Annotated in this window: 10 protein-coding genes, 4 tRNA genes and 3 rRNA genes; 15 read left to right on the top strand and 2 right to left on the bottom strand. The window is 52.1% G+C overall.

Features of this window, described 5'->3' with window-relative positions; all coding sequences use genetic code 11:
- Nucleotides 1–40: 40 nt before the first annotated feature.
- The 9 genes from trkH to ACN28R_RS20170 all read left to right on the top strand — a co-directional run bounded on the left by trkH (nt 41) and on the right by ACN28R_RS20170 (nt 8,035).
- The gene (gene trkH / locus ACN28R_RS20130; protein ID WP_095835323.1) at nt 41–1,492 is read left to right on the top strand and encodes a Trk system potassium transporter TrkH; all 1,452 of its coding nucleotides are present in this window, start codon (nt 41–43) and stop codon (nt 1,490–1,492) included.
- 18 nt (nt 1,493–1,510) lie between these two features.
- A complete protein-coding gene (gene hemG, locus ACN28R_RS20135; RefSeq protein ID WP_048637055.1) occupies nt 1,511–2,050 on the top strand; it encodes a menaquinone-dependent protoporphyrinogen IX dehydrogenase in 540 nt (179 codons plus the stop codon).
- 382 nt (nt 2,051–2,432) lie between these two features.
- Nucleotides 2,433–3,974, top strand: a 16S ribosomal RNA gene (locus ACN28R_RS20140).
- Nucleotides 3,975–4,051: 77 nt separating this feature from the next.
- Nucleotides 4,052–4,128: transfer RNA gene (locus ACN28R_RS20145), tRNA-Ile, on the top strand.
- 128 nt (nt 4,129–4,256) lie between these two features.
- A tRNA-Ala gene (locus tag ACN28R_RS20150) sits at nt 4,257–4,332 on the top strand.
- Between the two features lie 204 nt (nt 4,333–4,536).
- Nucleotides 4,537–7,533: ribosomal RNA gene (locus ACN28R_RS20155) — 23S ribosomal RNA — on the top strand.
- A 107-nt stretch (nt 7,534–7,640) separates the two neighbouring features.
- Nucleotides 7,641–7,756, top strand: a 5S ribosomal RNA gene (gene rrf / locus ACN28R_RS20160).
- The 16S, 23S and 5S rRNA genes sit together here with 4 tRNA genes alongside, the layout of an rRNA operon.
- Nucleotides 7,757–7,874: 118 nt before the next feature.
- A tRNA-Asp gene (locus ACN28R_RS20165) sits at nt 7,875–7,951 on the top strand.
- 8 nt (nt 7,952–7,959) lie between these two features.
- Nucleotides 7,960–8,035: transfer RNA gene (locus tag ACN28R_RS20170), tRNA-Trp, on the top strand.
- A gap of 839 nt (nt 8,036–8,874) precedes the next feature.
- Here ACN28R_RS20170 and hdfR read toward each other — a convergent pair.
- On the bottom strand, nt 8,875–9,702 hold the full coding sequence (hdfR, locus tag ACN28R_RS20175; RefSeq protein WP_048637056.1) for an HTH-type transcriptional regulator HdfR: 828 nt from the start codon (nt 9,700–9,702) through the stop codon (nt 8,875–8,877).
- Nucleotides 9,703–9,821: 119 nt separating this feature from the next.
- Between hdfR and ACN28R_RS20180 the strand changes: the two genes are divergently transcribed.
- Nucleotides 9,822–10,160: a MaoP family protein gene (locus ACN28R_RS20180; protein WP_048637057.1), complete on the top strand. Its 339-nt coding sequence runs from the start codon at nt 9,822–9,824 to the stop codon at nt 10,158–10,160.
- Between the two features lie 52 nt (nt 10,161–10,212).
- On the opposite strand, the gene ACN28R_RS20185 is transcribed toward ACN28R_RS20180, so the two are convergent.
- Nucleotides 10,213–11,739, bottom strand: coding sequence for a YifB family Mg chelatase-like AAA ATPase (locus tag ACN28R_RS20185; protein ID WP_048637058.1), 1,527 nt, complete (start codon nt 11,737–11,739; stop codon nt 10,213–10,215).
- Nucleotides 11,740–12,253: 514 nt separating this feature from the next.
- Between ACN28R_RS20185 and ilvL the strand changes: the two genes are divergently transcribed.
- The 5 genes from ilvL (at nt 12,254) to ilvD (ending at nt 17,303) form a co-directional block, all read left to right on the top strand.
- A complete protein-coding gene (gene ilvL, locus ACN28R_RS20190) occupies nt 12,254–12,352 on the top strand; it encodes an ilv operon leader peptide (RefSeq protein WP_071778504.1) in 99 nt (32 codons plus the stop codon).
- A gap of 141 nt (nt 12,353–12,493) precedes the next feature.
- On the top strand, nt 12,494–14,140 hold the full coding sequence (ilvG, locus tag ACN28R_RS20195) for an acetolactate synthase 2 catalytic subunit (protein WP_048637059.1): 1,647 nt from the start codon (nt 12,494–12,496) through the stop codon (nt 14,138–14,140).
- 17 nt (nt 14,141–14,157) lie between these two features.
- Nucleotides 14,158–14,421, top strand: coding sequence for an acetolactate synthase 2 small subunit (gene ilvM, locus ACN28R_RS20200; RefSeq protein WP_048637060.1), 264 nt, complete (start codon nt 14,158–14,160; stop codon nt 14,419–14,421).
- A 24-nt stretch (nt 14,422–14,445) separates the two neighbouring features.
- Nucleotides 14,446–15,372 (top strand): branched-chain amino acid transaminase, encoded by a 927-nt coding sequence (locus ACN28R_RS20205; RefSeq protein ID WP_048637061.1) that lies wholly within the window; start codon nt 14,446–14,448, stop codon nt 15,370–15,372.
- Nucleotides 15,373–15,452: 80 nt separating this feature from the next.
- The gene (ilvD, locus tag ACN28R_RS20210; protein WP_048637062.1) at nt 15,453–17,303 is read left to right on the top strand and encodes a dihydroxy-acid dehydratase; all 1,851 of its coding nucleotides are present in this window, start codon (nt 15,453–15,455) and stop codon (nt 17,301–17,303) included.

Below are 17,303 nucleotides of genomic sequence, written 5' to 3' on the forward strand. Positions count from 1 at the left end.
TCCAACGCTGTTTTATGAATCATTTAAGGAATTCTTTGCAATGCATTTGCGCGCCATAACCCGTATTGTGGGTCTGCTGGTTATCCTTTTTTCCGGGACAATGTTTATCCCAGGATTGGTGGCCTTGATCTATCGTGATGGTGCCGGGCGGGCTTTTACTCAAACCTTTCTGGTCGCACTGGTTATCGGTATTGTGCTTTGGCTACCGAACCGAAAACAAAAGCATGAACTGAAATCACGGGAAGGATTCCTGATCGTCGTACTATTCTGGACGGTGCTGGGTAGCGTCGGGGCGCTTCCTTTTCTGTTCGCGGAACATCCTAACCTCGGTCTGACCGACGCTTTTTTTGAGTCCTTCTCCGGGTTAACCACGACCGGCGCCACAACGCTGGTGGGGTTGGACTCGCTACCAAAAGCGATTCTGTTCTATCGACAAATGCTGCAATGGTTCGGCGGGATGGGGATCATCGTTCTGGCCGTGGCTATCCTGCCTATTCTGGGCGTCGGCGGAATGCAGCTCTATCGTGCTGAAATGCCGGGGCCGCTGAAAGATAATAAAATGCGGCCCAGAATCGCCGATACGGCGAAAACGCTATGGCTGATCTATGTTCTGCTTACCATCGCGTGCGCGGTTTCGCTCTGGCTGGCGGGGATGCCCGTTTTTGATGCTATCAGCCATAGTTTCTCAACGGTCTCGGTCGGCGGCTTTTCTACTCATGACGCCAGCATCGGCTATTTTAACAACCCGATGATTAACACCATCATTGCGGTATTCCTGTTGATTTCCGGCTGTAACTTCGGCTTGCACTTCACGGTGTTGAGCGGTCGCAGTATCAAGGTTTACTGGCGCGATCCCGAATTCCGCATGTTCATCTTCGTGCAGATGTCGCTGATCGTGGTGTGTACCGTAATGTTGTGGTTTCACAACGTCTATGCCAGTGGCATGCAAACGCTAAACCAGGCCTTTTTCCAGGTTGTATCGATGGCGACAACCGCGGGATTCACCACGGATAGTATTGCCTCCTGGCCGCTTTTTTTACCGGTACTGCTGCTGTGCTCCGCATTTATTGGCGGGTGCGCCGGTTCAACCGGAGGCGGTTTGAAAGTTATTCGCATCTTGCTACTTTTTCTGCAAGGTTCGCGTGAATTGAAAAGGCTGGTTCATCCTAATGCAGTATACACCATCAAATTAGGCAATCGCGCGCTGCCAGAGCGGATATTAGAAGCCGTTTGGGGCTTCTTCTCTGCCTATGCGTTAGTCTTCATTGTCAGTATGCTGGCCGTTATCGCGACAGGTGTGGATGATTTTTCCGCTTTTGCCGCTGTCGCCGCTACGCTGAATAATTTAGGGCCCGGGTTGGGCGTTGTGGCGGACAATTTCACCTCGATGAATGATGCGGCAAAGTGGATATTGATTTTGACGATGCTGTTCGGACGTTTGGAAGTGTTTACTCTTTTAGTCTTGTTTACGCCGACATTCTGGCGGGAATAAAACGGACGGAATAGTGTAATGAAAGCTTTGATATTATTTTCCAGTAAGGATGGGCAAACGAGAGAGATAGCCTCTTATATCGCCAGCTTACTAAAAGGCACGTTGGAGTGTGATGTCATCAGCTTGTTAAGCGCGAATGACATCGATTTGGCTAAATACGATCGGATCCTGATTGGCGCGTCTGTACGCTATGGCCGTTTTAATCCGGCGGTAAATAAGTTTATCCAGCGGCATCTGACGCGCTTACGGCAGGTGCCCAGCGCGTTCTTCTCCGTAAATCTTACGGCGCGTAAACCAGAAAAACGTTCGTTACAAACTAACGCCTATACGCGTAAATTTCTGTTGAACTCGCCGTGGGAACCAGACCTGTGCGGTGTGTTTGCGGGAGCGCTACGTTATCCACGCTATCGGTGGTTCGATCGCATTATGATCCAACTGATTATGCATATGACCGGTGGTGAAACGGATAGTAGTAAAGAAGTGGAATACACAGATTGGGAACAGGTAACACGTTTCGCCCATGAGTTTGGGCAATTAACGCTTAAAAAGAGCACATAGCGCTGTCTTTCCCGGCGAGTTGCCGAAAAAAAACGCACTCGGTCGTTTTTTTGTAATTAGCGCTTGTCAGCCGCCGAGAAGTCCCTATAATGCGCTCCCACTGACCCGGCAACAGCGCTTGCGCGGTTGTGCGACAAGTCGGAAGTCAGGCAATAATCACTTGACTTCACAGCGGAAAAGCATAGTATATGCCGCCCGCGCCACAGGTTAATGTGGCACTGCTCTTTAACAATTTAATCAGACAATCTGTGTGGGCACTCACAAGACCGTATCGGCAACGATATAAAAAGTCTTGAAGAGTGACTGACAGTAAATTCATTACGAATAAACAGTTACTAATTCTTTGAGCACAGCTATTAACTTAGCGAATCAAACAAATCTTAAATTGAAGAGTTTGATCATGGCTCAGATTGAACGCTGGCGGCAGGCCTAACACATGCAAGTCGAGCGGCAGCGGGAAGAAGCTTGCTTCTTTGCCGGCGAGCGGCGGACGGGTGAGTAAAGTCTGGGGATCTGCCTGATGGAGGGGGATAACTACTGGAAACGGTAGCTAATACCGCATAACGTCGCAAGACCAAAGTGGGGGACCTTAGGGCCTCACACCATCGGATGAACCCAGATGGGATTAGCTAGTAGGCGGGGTAAGGGCCCACCTAGGCGACGATCCCTAGCTGGTCTGAGAGGATGACCAGCCACACTGGAACTGAGACACGGTCCAGACTCCTACGGGAGGCAGCAGTGGGGAATATTGCACAATGGGGGAAACCCTGATGCAGCCATGCCGCGTGTATGAAGAAGGCCTTCGGGTTGTAAAGTACTTTCAGCGGGGAGGAAGGGGATAGGGTTAATAACCTTATTCATTGACGTTACCCGCAGAAGAAGCACCGGCTAACTCCGTGCCAGCAGCCGCGGTAATACGGAGGGTGCAAGCGTTAATCGGAATGACTGGGCGTAAAGCGCACGCAGGCGGTCTGTTAAGTTGGATGTGAAATCCCCGGGCTTAACCTGGGAACTGCATTCAAGACTGGCAGGCTAGAGTCTCGTAGAGGGGGGTAGAATTCCAGGTGTAGCGGTGAAATGCGTAGAGATCTGGAGGAATACCGGTGGCGAAGGCGGCCCCCTGGACGAAGACTGACGCTCAGGTGCGAAAGCGTGGGGAGCAAACAGGATTAGATACCCTGGTAGTCCACGCCGTAAACGATGTCGACTTGGAGGCTGTGGTCTTGAACCGTGGCTTCCGGAGCTAACGCGTTAAGTCGACCGCCTGGGGAGTACGGCCGCAAGGTTAAAACTCAAATGAATTGACGGGGGCCCGCACAAGCGGTGGAGCATGTGGTTTAATTCGATGCAACGCGAAGAACCTTACCTACTCTTGACATCCAGAGAAGTTTGCAGAGATGCGAATGTGCCTTCGGGAGCTCTGAGACAGGTGCTGCATGGCTGTCGTCAGCTCGTGTTGTGAAATGTTGGGTTAAGTCCCGCAACGAGCGCAACCCTTATCCTTTGTTGCCAGCGATTCGGTCGGGAACTCAAAGGAGACTGCCGGTGATAAACCGGAGGAAGGTGGGGATGACGTCAAGTCATCATGGCCCTTACGAGTAGGGCTACACACGTGCTACAATGGCGCATACAAAGAGAAGCGACCTCGCGAGAGTAAGCGGACCTCATAAAGTGCGTCGTAGTCCGGATTGGAGTCTGCAACTCGACTCCATGAAGTCGGAATCGCTAGTAATCGTAGATCAGAATGCTACGGTGAATACGTTCCCGGGCCTTGTACACACCGCCCGTCACACCATGGGAGTGGGTTGCAAAAGAAGTAGGTAGCTTAACCTTAGGGAGGGCGCTTACCACTTTGTGATTCATGACTGGGGTGAAGTCGTAACAAGGTAACCGTAGGGGAACCTGCGGTTGGATCACCTCCTTACCAAAAGCCTGATATAGGTAATGTGCAGTGTCCACAACAGATTGTCTGATGAAAATAACGAGCAGAAATACCTTAATAGGCTTGTAGCTCAGGTGGTTAGAGCGCACCCCTGATAAGGGTGAGGTCGGTGGTTCAAGTCCACTCAGGCCTACCAAATTCTTTCCCATGCTGCGTTGTGAAATGACTCGCATACTAGAGTATGCTTCGCCATTCCACGCCTTGCCTGGAAACGAATTAACTCTTCTATGAGTGGTACTAAAGGTAGCTGTAAGTGTCAGTAATGGGGCTATAGCTCAGCTGGGAGAGCGCCTGCTTTGCACGCAGGAGGTCTGCGGTTCGATCCCGCATAGCTCCACCATATAAAGACTTCAGAGCGTATTGGTAACAGTATGCTGTGAAGTATTATGCTCTTTAACAATCTGGAACAAGCTGAAATTTGAAACGATGCGGCTAAACATATCTCTCCGTGCAGTACTGAGATGTGATTTGGCTGTATCAGAGTCTCTCAAATAATCGCAGCGCGAAAGTGACTTGATGTATCAAAGACACCTTCGGGTTGTGAGGTTAAGCGACTAAGCGTACACGGTGGATGCCTAGGCAGTCAGAGGCGATGAAGGGCGTGCTAATCTGCGAAAAGCGTCGGTAAGGTGATATGAACCGTTACAACCGACGATACCCGAATGGGGAAACCCAGTGTGTTTCGACACACTATCATCACATGAATACATAGTGTGATGAGGCGAACCGGGGGAACTGAAACATCTCAGTACCCCGAGGAAAAGAAATCAACCGAGATTCCCCCAGTAGCGGCGAGCGAACGGGGAGGAGCCCAGAGTCTGCATCAGCTTGTGTGTCAGTGGAAGCGTCTGGAAAGTCGCACAACAAAGGGTGAGAGTCCCGTACACGAAGATGCACAGGTTGTGAGCTCGATGAGTAGGGCGGGACACGAGATATCCTGTCTGAAGATGGGGGGACCATCCTCCAAGGCTAAATACTCCTGACTGACCGATAGTGAACCAGTACCGTGAGGGAAAGGCGAAAAGAACCCCGGCGAGGGGAGTGAAATAGAACCTGAAACCGTGTACGTACAAGCAGTGGGAGCCTTGATTAATCAGGGTGACTGCGTACCTTTTGTATAATGGGTCAGCGACTTATATTCTGTAGCAAGGTTAACCGAATAGGGGAGCCGCAGGGAAACCGAGTCTTAACTGGGCGTTAAGTTGCAGGGTATAGACCCGAAACCCGGTGATCTAGCCATGGGCAGGTTGAAGGTTGGGTAACACTAACTGGAGGACCGAACCGACTAATGTTGAAAAATTAGCGGATGACTTGTGGCTGGGGGTGAAAGGCCAATCAAACCGGGAGATAGCTGGTTCTCCCCGAAAGCTATTTAGGTAGCGCCTCGTGAATTCATCTTCGGGGGTAGAGCACTGTTTCGACTAGGGGGTCATCCCGACTTACCAACTCGATGCAAACTGCGAATACCGAAGAATGTTATCACGGGAGACACACGGCGGGTGCTAACGTCCGTCGTGAAGAGGGAAACAACCCAGACCGCCAGCTAAGGTCCCAAAGTCATGGTTAAGTGGGAAACGATGTGGGAAGGCCCAGACAGCCAGGATGTTGGCTTAGAAGCAGCCATCATTTAAAGAAAGCGTAATAGCTCACTGGTCGAGTCGGCCTGCGCGGAAGATGTAACGGGGCTAAACCATGCACCGAAGCTGCGGCAGCGAACGTATCACCCAAGACAATTTGGCAATGTGGAATGACGATTGATGGCGCGAAGCGACATCAATGCGTTTTACAAAGTCGAGTTGGCTTAGGGATACGTTCGTTGGGTAGGGGAGCGTTCTGTAAGCCGTTGAAGGTGGCCTGTGAGGGCTGCTGGAGGTATCAGAAGTGCGAATGCTGACATAAGTAACGATAATGCGGGTGAAAAACCCGCACGCCGGAAGACCAAGGGTTCCTGTCCAACGTTAATCGGGGCAGGGTGAGTCGACCCCTAAGGCGAGGCCGAAAGGCGTAGTCGATGGGAAACGGGTTAATATTCCCGTACTGGTTGTTACTGCGAAGGGGGGACGGAGAAAGCTAGGTTGGCCGGGCGACGGTTGTCCCGGTTTAAGCGTGCAGGTGGGTGTTTTTGGTAAATCCGGAACACTGTTAACACTGAGGCGTGATGACGAGTCACTACGGTGATGAAGTAACCGATGCTACGCTTCCAGGAAAAGCCTCTAAGCACCAGGTAACAATCAATCGTACCCCAAACCGACACAGGTGGTCAGGTAGAGAATACTCAGGCGCTTGAGAGAACTCGGGTGAAGGAACTAGGCAAAATGGTGCCGTAACTTCGGGAGAAGGCACGCTGGATTTGGTGAAGTCCCTCGCGGACGGAGCTGAGACCAGTCGCAGATACCAGCTGGCTGCAACTGTTTAATAAAAACACAGCACTGTGCAAACACGAAAGTGGACGTATACGGTGTGACGCCTGCCCGGTGCCGGAAGGTTAATTGATGGGGTAAGCCTTCGGGCGAAGCTCTTGATCGAAGCCCCGGTAAACGGCGGCCGTAACTATAACGGTCCTAAGGTAGCGAAATTCCTTGTCGGGTAAGTTCCGACCTGCACGAATGGCGTAATGATGGCCAGGCTGTCTCCACCCGAGACTCAGTGAAATTGAACTCGCTGTGAAGATGCAGTGTACCCGCGGCAAGACGGAAAGACCCCGTGAACCTTTACTATAGCTTGACACTGAACCTTGAGCCTTGATGTGTAGGATAGGTGGGAGGCTTTGAAGTGTGGACGCCAGTCTGCATGGAGCCAACCTTGAAATACCACCCTTTAATGTTTGATGTTCTAACGTGGGCCCCTGAGCGGGGTTGCGGACAGTGTCTGGTGGGTAGTTTGACTGGGGCGGTCTCCTCCCAAAGAGTAACGGAGGAGCACGAAGGTTAGCTAATCCTGGTCGGACATCAGGAGGTTAGTGCAAAGGCATAAGCTAGCTTGACTGCGAGAGTGACGGCTCGAGCAGGTGCGAAAGCAGGTCTTAGTGATCCGGTGGTTCTGCATGGAAGGGCCATCGCTCAACGGATAAAAGGTACTCCGGGGATAACAGGCTGATACCGCCCAAGAGTTCATATCGACGGCGGTGTTTGGCACCTCGATGTCGGCTCATCACATCCTGGGGCTGAAGTAGGTCCCAAGGGTATGGCTGTTCGCCATTTAAAGTGGTACGCGAGCTGGGTTTAGAACGTCGTGAGACAGTTCGGTCCCTATCTGCCGTGGGCGTTGGAAGATTGAGAGGGGTTGCTCCTAGTACGAGAGGACCGGAGTGAACGCACCACTGGTGTACGGGTTGTGATGCCAATTGCATTGCCCGGTAGCTAAGTGCGGAAGAGATAACCGCTGAAAGCATCTAAGCGGGAAACTTGCCTCGAGATGAGTCTTCCCTGGGACTTCGAGTCCCCAGAAGGGCCGTTGAAGACGACGACGTAGATAGGCCGGGTGTGTAAGCGCAGCGATGCGTTGAGCTAACCGGTACTAATGACCCGAGAGGCTTAACCTTACAACACCGAAGGTGTTTTAGAGACGACGAAGATATTTTAGCTTGTTCAAAGATTGGTTCTGATGGTTGCAGAGAAAACTGCGACGGTTGGGATAAAACAGAATTTGCCTGGCGGCGATAGCGCGGTGGTCCCACCTGACCCCATGCCGAACTCAGAAGTGAAACGCCGAAGCGCCGATGGTAGTGTGGGGTCTCCCCATGTGAGAGTAGGGAACTGCCAGGCATCAAACACGGATTATCGGATTGACCTTCGATAGTCGACGGATCCCGGAAGTGGATCTGAGCAGTGGAAAGCTGGCCCTGAGGGGCGGTATCAGGAAGATACACGTAACAGAATCGGTGGAGCGGTAGTTCAGTTGGTTAGAATACCTGCCTGTCACGCAGGGGGTCGCGGGTTCGAGTCCCGTCCGTTCCGCCACCCTATTTAGGGGCGTAGTTCAATTGGTAGAGCACCGGTCTCCAAAACCGGGTGTTGGGAGTTCGAGTCTCTCCGCCCCTGCCAGATAAAAACCCTTCATATACTAATGAAGGGTTTTTTTTCGTCTTGATTTTTCTTTTCACGCCTTTGTTTTTCCTCCTGATCGTTTCCCGATTAGCTATCTATTCATATCAGTCCAATATCTATATTTATATTCGCCATATTTTTTAATTTAAGAAATAGGCTGAAAATTTTATTTAGGTATGAATCAGATTTATTTATTGCCTGATATTGTCAATCTAAATTCAGATCTTAGAACAAGCGCCAATGATAATATGTTATATGACAGGTTCTTATGATATTGATATCAACAGTCACTCCTTTTTATTAAGCGGAAGGGGTGATGAGTCTGGCGGATACGCTCGTTTAGACGGGGGTTCTAGCCGAATAGGAATGAGACAATGGTGCTCTTGCGGAAGGGAACGATAGTTTAACGCTATCATTCGTCTGGGTATTTACGCGCATCTGAAGAATATATTTAACGATGTCACAACCAATCCTATAAATATTAGGCATATTTAATCCCCAAGCGCTTCTTCGGTACAACAGAACGTCAATTTTTATCGAGGCCATCCGTTGAAATGCATTTATTTATACTTGTCATACTTCAAGTTGCCTATGCGTTGGCTGCATTACTCGGTCCTTCCCTGGACCTCGCCCCGTTGGGGCCAGCGCAGGCGCTGTTCAAAACGTCATACGTTTTGTCCTGCAACTCGAATTATTTAGAGTATATTGGCCGTGGATCAATCCGTTTTGGCATTTTTTAAACAGCGTAATCATTAATATGATGGCTGCTGGATTGCGAAAAATATTAAGCACGTTCTGGTCGGTCAGGCGTGCTTAGCTAATGGTATCAATACAAACTATGCGGTGATCATGATCGGTGTTTTTAGCAATTGTCGGATCAGCGCCTGCTGATCGCTATTTTGTAACCAAACGGCATAAAACGGGCGCACGACGGGCTGTGTATCTTCCAGAACCTTCAACTGCGTGTATTGTTGCGCCCAATGACTGGGTAAAAACGCGCAGCCGCCGGTTGTTTCAAGTAGTTGACGGGTCAGATGTGCTGAGGTTGTTATCAGCACCGGAACCATATCGCTGACTAGCAAACGGCTTTCCTGCTGATGAAAGTCTGCCCCCCATTCCAGCTTGATATAAGGCAATTTTTGCACGGCCTCGTTACTCACCGTGGTAAACAGCGACAGTGAGAAATTACCGAGTAGCTGACTCGCGAGCTCGTCCATTTTGGGCTGTTCTGTGGTGATAAGCAGATCCAACTGACGTTCGTGAAGTTGTTTTACCAGTGAATGGCGTAGCGCGATGCGTGCTTCCAGTTGCAGCATTGGCCGTTGTTTATAGAGCGCCTGTAGCCACGGTGTCAGATACGTTTCCCACAGTGAGGCGGTCGCCCCAATTGAAAGAAGGCTATGCTGCTGCGATCGAACAACCTCTTTTTTTGCCAATTGCCAGGTGCCGATTAGATTTTCCGCATAGGGTAAAAGTCGTTCTCCTGCTGGCGTCAGGCGGATATTATTGCGATGACGGGTGAATAAATTTGCACCGAGTTGGTTCTCTAACTGACGAATGCGAAAACTGACGGCAGACTGTGTCAGGTAGAGCGATTCCGCGGCTCGACCGAAGTGTCTTGTCCTGCTGACTTCCAGAAAGGTTTTCAGTAATTCGGTATCCACGCCTATCTCCAAAAATTTTTGTCGTAATGATTTAAATGTTTTGTTTTACACATTGTCAAGCCTATCTAATACTCCGCGCCATAAACAGCACGACCATAAGAGACTTAGGAGCGTGTAAGATGGCGGAAAGCTTCTCTACCAATAATCGTTTTTTCGATAACAAGTTTTACCCACGTGGTTTTTCCCGGCACGGCGACTTTACCATTAAAGAAGCGCAACTGCTGGAACGCCATGGTTATGCTTTTAACGAACTTGATCTGGGTAAACGTCAGCCAGTCACTGAGGAAGAGGTCCAGTTTGTCGCAATGTGTCGTGGCGAACGTAAGGCTGAAACGGACATGGAAAAAATATGGTCTAAGTATATGGATCGTATTCGTCGTCCTAAACGCTTCCACACATTGTCTGGCGGTAAGCCGCAAATGGACGCTGTGGAAGAGTACATCGAAAGTGACGATTAATAAAAACGGGGCGTAAGCCCCATTTTTATTTCGGGCTTGGCTCTGTCCGTCTTCATTGCAGGTTTTTGTGAAGCCGTATGAGCAGTCGGTCCATACATCGGTAGCTAAGAGCTTCTGCAAGATGTGCTCTGTGTATATTCGCTTGCCCGCTAAGGTCGGCGATGGTTCGGGCCACCTTCAGTATCCTGTGCCAGGCCCGCACGGATAACCCCAGTTTGCTCATCACTTCTTCCAGATAGGCCGCGTCATCCGCTGATAGCCGGCAATATTTTTCTACCTCGTTGGGCCTCAACCGTGCGTTAATTTTATTGGCTCGTTCAAGTTGTCTCTGTCGGGCGGAGAAAACACGTTCTCTGACGATCGCGCTGCTTTCCCCATGGCAAACCTGCTGACGCAATATACCTGGCGGCAGCAAAGGCACCTCGATAGAAATATCAAAACGATCCAGAAACGGGCCGGAAAGTTTGCTGAGATAACGTAAGATCTGCTGTGCCGGCAGGCGGTTATGAATGCCCTGATAATGGCCGGAGGGGCTGGGGTTCATTGCCGCAACCAACTGAAATCTGGCGGGGTAGCAAACTTTTGCCCGGGCGCGGGAGATAATGATCTCTCCTGACTCCAGCGGTTCGCGGAGTGAATCCAAAACGCGCCGTTCAAATTCGGGTAACTCATCAAGAAACAGCACGCCGTTGTGCGCCAGAGAAATTTCCCCGGGCTTAGGCAGAGAGCCGCCGCCGACCAGCGCCGTCATCGATGCGCTATGATGTGGCGCTCTGAATGGACGGGTACGCCATCGCGTCATGGTGGCATCGATATTTATCAGGCTATTGATTGCCGCGCTTTCCAACGCTTCTTCATCGCTCAGCGGCGGCATCAGATTGCCAAGCCGGCTGGCTAACATGGTTTTTCCCGTTCCCGGCGGACCGAGTAACAGCAGGTTATGTCCACCGGCCGCGGTAATCTCCAATGCCCGCTTGGCCTGTTCCTGACCGATAATTTCTTTCAGGTCGAGTATATCGTCGTCGACCTGTTCTTCCTGTTGATCGCTGCTGCAACGGCGCAGCTCTTCCTCACCTTGCAGAAATGCACAAACCTGCAGCAGGTGTTCGGCCATTAGGGCTTCTCCCTGAGGGATCAGCGTCATTTCCTGTCTGTTATCTTCCGGCAGGATTAACTGTCGGCCTGATTTTATGGCTTCCAGCGCGGCGGGAATTGCGCCGTTGACGGCCCGTAGCGTGCCTGAGAGGCCCAATTCGCCGAGAAACTCATAGTGGGTTAACCTTTCCCCTTTTATCTGCTCTGAAGCGGCGAGAATGGCTAAGGCGATGGGGAGATCATAACGTCCGCCCTCTTTGGGAAGATCGGCCGGAGCCAGATTGACCGTAATACGTTTGGCCGGAAATGAGAAACCGCAATTGATGAGTGCGCTGCGCACACGATCGCGTGCCTCTTTGACGGTAGTTTCAGGCAATCCAACCAGCGTGAGGGCGGGTAATCCGCTGCTGATATGTACCTCAATGGATACCTCCGGCGCCTGCACGCCGATCGTTGCCCGAGTATAGGTAACTGCCAGTGACATACTGTTCCCCTTTTGCTAAGGGGGGAATGATGCGTAATAACGGGCGAACAGTGGATGAACGGATGGCACTTTTGCGTGTCTGTTTCGAATAAATATTTTATTTATCAGCTCATTGCTTAATGAGTGCGTAGCTTGTCGCAAAACGGGATAGTGGCACGGCGCCGTGCTTATCAAGCGGACGCCGCCGCCTCTGCGGCGCAATCCTGATTTGGCATCTACATCTTGCAGAGCAAGCTGATATAATCATCATCGGCACCACCCCGGTTGGGTCATGACGCACGCTACCAGCGTAACCGTGTTATCATTAGTATGCTAATCAATCGCTGAACCGTTCAGATTCCCCGATTGTAACGAAATTCATCAGAATACCTGCTACCTGATGATTATATTCTACTTTTTGGTCGTTCTTATTCTGCCTGACAGAAAAACACCGAAAAAATTGTTGTCATATCATGCCTGATTGTGATAACTCTGTAGATATTCATTCGGCATTAGATTAGTGAACACTCAATTTATGAAAGCCTTCTCCCTAGTGATTAGCCTAGTCGTGATTAGCGTGGTGGTGATTATTATCCCACCGTGCGGGGCAGCACTTGGACGACGAATGGCTTAAATCAAGCCCGAATTCAAGAAAACCCCCGCACCGAAAGGTCGGGGGTTTTTTGTTGGGTAGAATCTATAACGTAAGGGAACAGATGATGGTTAGTCGTGCAACATTCTGTTATTCCCGCAACAAGAAGTTGGGGAAATAACGATGACAGGGGCTCAGTGGGTGGTACAAGCGTTGCGGGCGCAGGGAGTGGAGACCGTGTTTGGTTATCCCGGAGGCGCGATCATGCCGGTCTATGATGCACTGTATGACGGCGGAGTAGAGCATCTATTGTGTCGTCACGAGCAGGGGGCTGCAATGGCGGCAATCGGCTATGCCCGTGCAACCGGCAACGTCGGGGTGTGCATTGCGACATCCGGCCCTGGCGCGACAAACCTGATCACCGGGTTGGCCGATGCATTGCTGGATTCTGTTCCTATCGTGGCTATCACCGGTCAGGTGGGTTCCGCGCTTATCGGTACGGATGCCTTTCAGGAGATTGACGTGTTAGGCCTGTCTCTGGCCTGTACCAAGCACAGCTTTCTGGTTGAGTCATTGGAGTCGCTGCCTGAAGTGATGGCCGAGGCGTTCGCGATCGCCAGCAGTGGTCGTCCGGGCCCAGTGCTGGTTGATATTCCCAAAGATATTCAGTTAGCTGAGGGGGATTTCACACCGAATTTCGCGCCCGTTGATACCCACTTTGATTTGCCCGAACAAGCGATTGCACTGGCGCGGGAAATGCTGGCAAAAGCGCAGAAGCCGATATTGTACGTCGGCGGCGGCGTTGGCATGGCGCGGGCGGTTCCGGCGTTGCGTGCGTTTATCGCCACGACTGAAATACCGTCCGTTGCGACGTTGAAAGGGTTGGGAAGCGTGGATGCCAATCATCCCTATTATCTAGGTATGATTGGAATGCACGGTACGAAAGCCGCAAATCTGATGGTGCAGGAGTGCGATCTGTTGATTGCCGTCGGCGCCCGTTTTGACGACAGAGTTACCGGCAAGCTGAATACGTTTGCGCCGCATGCCGGCGTTATTCATATGGATATCGACCCCGCTGAAATGAGCAAGCTGCGTCAGGCTAATGTTGAGCTGCAAGGGGATCTGAACGCGTTGCTACCGGCGTTGCAACAGCCGCTGAACATCGAAGCATGGCAGCAACAGGCGGTGATGATGAAAGCCGAATACCCATGGCGTTATGACCATCCCGGACAGGCAATTTATGCGCCTGCATTACTGAAGGCCATCTCCGATCGCAAAACGGCGAATACGGTGGTGACGACGGATGTCGGTCAGCACCAAATGTGGACGGCTCAGCATATGACGTTCACCCGCCCTGAGAATTTTATCACCTCCAGCGGCCTGGGCACCATGGGATTCGGCGTGCCCGCCGCCGTGGGAGCCCAGGTTGCCCGGCCTGATGATATGGTGATCTGTATTTCGGGTGACGGCTCTTTTATGATGAACATTCAAGAGTTGGGCACCATCAAGCGAAAACGGTTGCCGCTGAAGATTGTTCTGCTGGATAACCAACGATTAGGCATGGTTCGACAGTGGCAACAGCTGTTTTTTGATGAACGCTATAGTGAAACCAACCTCTCTGATAATCCCGATTTCCTCACGCTGGCAAGCGCCTTTGATATCCCAGGCCAGCGTATCAGCCGTAAAGACCAGATCGACGACGCGCTAGACGCCCTGTTTAACAGCGACGGGCCATACCTGCTGCATGTTTCCATTGATGAATACGAGAATGTCTGGCCGCTGGTGCCGCCCGGCGCCGGTAATGAAACGATGCTGGATAAAACAGAATAATAGCTGGAGAAAATAGAATGACACACCATCGGCTTTCGATTCAGGCCCGCTTTCGCCCAGAGATTCTGGAACGTGTATTGCGCATCGCCCGTCACCGTGGTTTCCGGGTCTGCGCCATGAACATGGTGCAGAGCACCAATACCAACGATCACATCAATATTGAACTGACCGTTGCCAGTCATCGTCCGATAGATTCATTGTCGGCGCAGTTGAGTAAACTGCTGGATATTGCTTATGTTGAAATTCAGCCAATGACAACATCTCAGCAGTTCAGCGCCTAACATACAGAGTAAGGAAAATAAAGAATGACAAGTAAAGCCGACTACATTTGGTTTAACGGGGAAATGGTTCCATGGGCCGATGCCAAAGTTCACGTTATGTCTCACGCCTTGCATTACGGCACTTCCGTATTTGAAGGTATTCGTTGCTATAACACGAATAACGGACCGGCGGTGTTCCGTCATCGTGAACATATGCAGCGTCTGCACGACTCGGCCAAAATCTATCGTATGCCGTTGCAGCAGAGCGTTGATGAACTGATGGAAGCCTGCCGTGAGACAATACGTAAAAATAGTCTGACCGGCGCCTATATCCGTCCGCTGGTATTCGTCGGCGATGTCGGCATGGGCGTTAACCCGCCGGACGGCTACAAACCGGATGTGATCATTGCGGCTTTCCCATGGGGCGCCTATCTGGGCGAAGACGCGCTGGATCAGGGGATTGATGCCATGGTGTCGTCGTGGCACCGAGCCGCCGCGAATACCATTCCTACCGCCGCGAAAGCGGGCGGGAACTATCTGTCCTCTCTGTTGGTCGGCAGTGAAGCCCGTCGTCATGGCTATCAGGAAGGGATTGCGCTGGATGTGCATGGCTACGTGTCCGAAGGCGCGGGCGAAAACCTGTTTGAAGTGAAAGACGGTATTCTTTTCACGCCGCCGTTTACCTCTTCCGCGCTACCGGGTATTACGCGCGATGCCATCATCAAGCTGGCGAAAACATTAGGTCTTGAGATCCGTGAACAGGTGTTGTCGCGTGAATCGCTGTATCTGGCTGACGAAGTATTCATGTCCGGCACCGCGGCCGAAATCACGCCGGTTCGCAGCGTCGACGGTATTCAGGTCGGTATCGGCAAATGCGGGCCGGTAACCAAAAAACTACAACAGGCATTTTTCGGCCTGTTTACCGGCGAAACAGAAGATAAATGGGGCTGGCTGGATCCGGTTAACCGTTAATCGGCCCATTATGACAGACAGATTCTGGTGACGGCGCGCTTTGCCGTCACCCATTAAGTTAATACTGGAGTAACAAGAGTATGCCTAAGTACCGTTCAGCCACAACCACGCACGGCCGTAACATGGCCGGCGCCCGAGCCTTGTGGCGAGCCACCGGAATGACCGACGACGATTTTGGCAAGCCGATTATCGCGGTGGTTAACTCATTCACCCAGTTCGTACCGGGTCATGTGCATTTGCGCGATATGGGCAAATTGGTTGCCGAGCAAATCGAAGCCTCCGGCGGCGTGGCGAAAGAGTTCAATACTATTGCGGTTGATGACGGTATCGCTATGGGGCATGGCGGCATGCTCTATTCTCTGCCTTCACGTGAACTGATTGCCGATTCGGTTGAGTACATGGTGAACGCGCACTGCGCCGACGCCATGGTGTGCATTTCCAACTGCGACAAAATCACCCCGGGAATGATGATGGCCGCGCTGCGGCTGAACATTCCGGTGATTTTCGTATCCGGCGGTCCGATGGAAGCGGGCAAAACCAAGCTGTCCGATCAGCTGATCAAGCTGGATCTGGTCGATGCCATGATCCAGGGGGCGAACCCAAACGTCAGCGATGCCGATAGCGAACAGATTGAACGTTCCGCCTGCCCGACCTGCGGCTCCTGTTCCGGAATGTTTACCGCCAACTCCATGAACTGCCTGACCGAGGCGCTGGGCCTGTCGCTGCCGGGCAACGGTTCACTGCTGGCGACCCACGCCGATCGTAAAAATCTGTTTCTGGAAGCCGGTACGCGCATCGTCGAATTGACCAAACGCTACTACGAACAAGATGATGAAAGCGCGTTGCCGCGCAGCATTGCCACCAAGGCGGCGTTTGAGAATGCCATGACGCTGGATATCGCCATGGGCGGATCGACTAATACCGTTCTGCATCTGCTGGCTTCGGCGCAGGAAGGGGAGATCGATTTCGCTATGGAAGATATCGACCGTCTGTCACGTAAAGTTCCCCACCTGTGCAAGGTTGCGCCGAGCACGCAGAAATACCATATGGAAGACGTGCACCGCGCCGGCGGGGTGATCGGCATTCTGGGCGAACTGGATCGCGCCGGCCTGCTGCATCGTGACGTGCGCAACGTGCTGGGCAAGAGCCTGCCGGAAACCATCGAAGCATATGATGTGATGGTGACGAAAGACGACGGCGTGAAACGCATGTACTCCGCCGGTCCTGCCGGTATCCGCACCACGCAGGCGTTTTCTCAGAGCTGCCGCTGGGATTCGCTGGATGTCGACCGTCAGGAAGGCTGTATTCGCTCCCGTGAGTTTGCCTATAGTCAGGACGGCGGTTTGGCGGTGTTGTACGGCAATCTGGCGGAAGACGGCTGTATCGTGAAAACGGCGGGTGTGGACAAAGGCAGCCTGGTTTTCCGCGGCCCGGCGAAAGTTTATGAAAGCCAGGATGATGCGGTTGAAGCGATTCTGGGCGGCAAGGTCGTGGCCGGCGACGTGGTGGTCATTCGTTACGAAGGGCCGAAGGGCGGTCCGGGCATGCAGGAAATGTTGTATCCCACCAGCTTCCTGAAATCGATGGGATTGGGCAAGGCCTGTGCGCTGATCACCGACGGTCGTTTCTCCGGCGGAACATCCGGTTTGTCCATCGGCCATGCTTCTCCCGAAGCCGCCAGCGGCGGACTCATCGGGCTGGTGGAAGATGGGGATATGGTCGCTATTGATATTCCTGGGCGCAGCATCGCCTTGGAAGTGCCGGAAAATGAACTGGCAAGCCGTCGTGAAGCCGAACTGGCGCGGGGCGATGCGGCCTGGACGCCGCGTAATCGCAACCGTCCGGTCTCTTTTGCGCTGCGCGCTTATGCCAGCCTGGCAACCAGCGCCGATAAAGGCGCCGTCCGTGACAAGAGTAAGCTGGGAGGCTAA

The sequence above is a fragment of the Brenneria goodwinii genome (assembly GCF_002291445.1).
GTDB classification, from domain to species: Bacteria; Pseudomonadota; Gammaproteobacteria; order Enterobacterales; family Enterobacteriaceae; genus Brenneria; species Brenneria goodwinii.

Bases quoted from the DNA above. Each gene is read 5' to 3' on its own strand.
- trkH (WP_095835323.1), top strand. From the start codon at position 41: ATGCATTTGCGCGCCATAACCCGTATTGTGGGTCTGCTGGTTATCCTT.
- hemG (WP_048637055.1), top strand. From the start codon at position 1,511: ATGAAAGCTTTGATATTATTTTCCAGTAAGGATGGGCAAACGAGAGAG.
- ACN28R_RS20180 (WP_048637057.1), top strand. From the start codon at position 9,822: ATGGCGGAAAGCTTCTCTACCAATAATCGTTTTTTCGATAACAAGTTT.
- ACN28R_RS20185 (WP_048637058.1), bottom strand. From the start codon at position 11,739: ATGTCACTGGCAGTTACCTATACTCGGGCAACGATCGGCGTGCAGGCG.
- ilvL (WP_071778504.1), top strand. From the start codon at position 12,254: ATGAAAGCCTTCTCCCTAGTGATTAGCCTAGTCGTGATTAGCGTGGTG.
- ilvG (WP_048637059.1), top strand. From the start codon at position 12,494: ATGACAGGGGCTCAGTGGGTGGTACAAGCGTTGCGGGCGCAGGGAGTG.
- ilvM (WP_048637060.1), top strand. From the start codon at position 14,158: ATGACACACCATCGGCTTTCGATTCAGGCCCGCTTTCGCCCAGAGATT.
- ACN28R_RS20205 (WP_048637061.1), top strand. From the start codon at position 14,446: ATGACAAGTAAAGCCGACTACATTTGGTTTAACGGGGAAATGGTTCCA.
- ilvD (WP_048637062.1), top strand. From the start codon at position 15,453: ATGCCTAAGTACCGTTCAGCCACAACCACGCACGGCCGTAACATGGCC.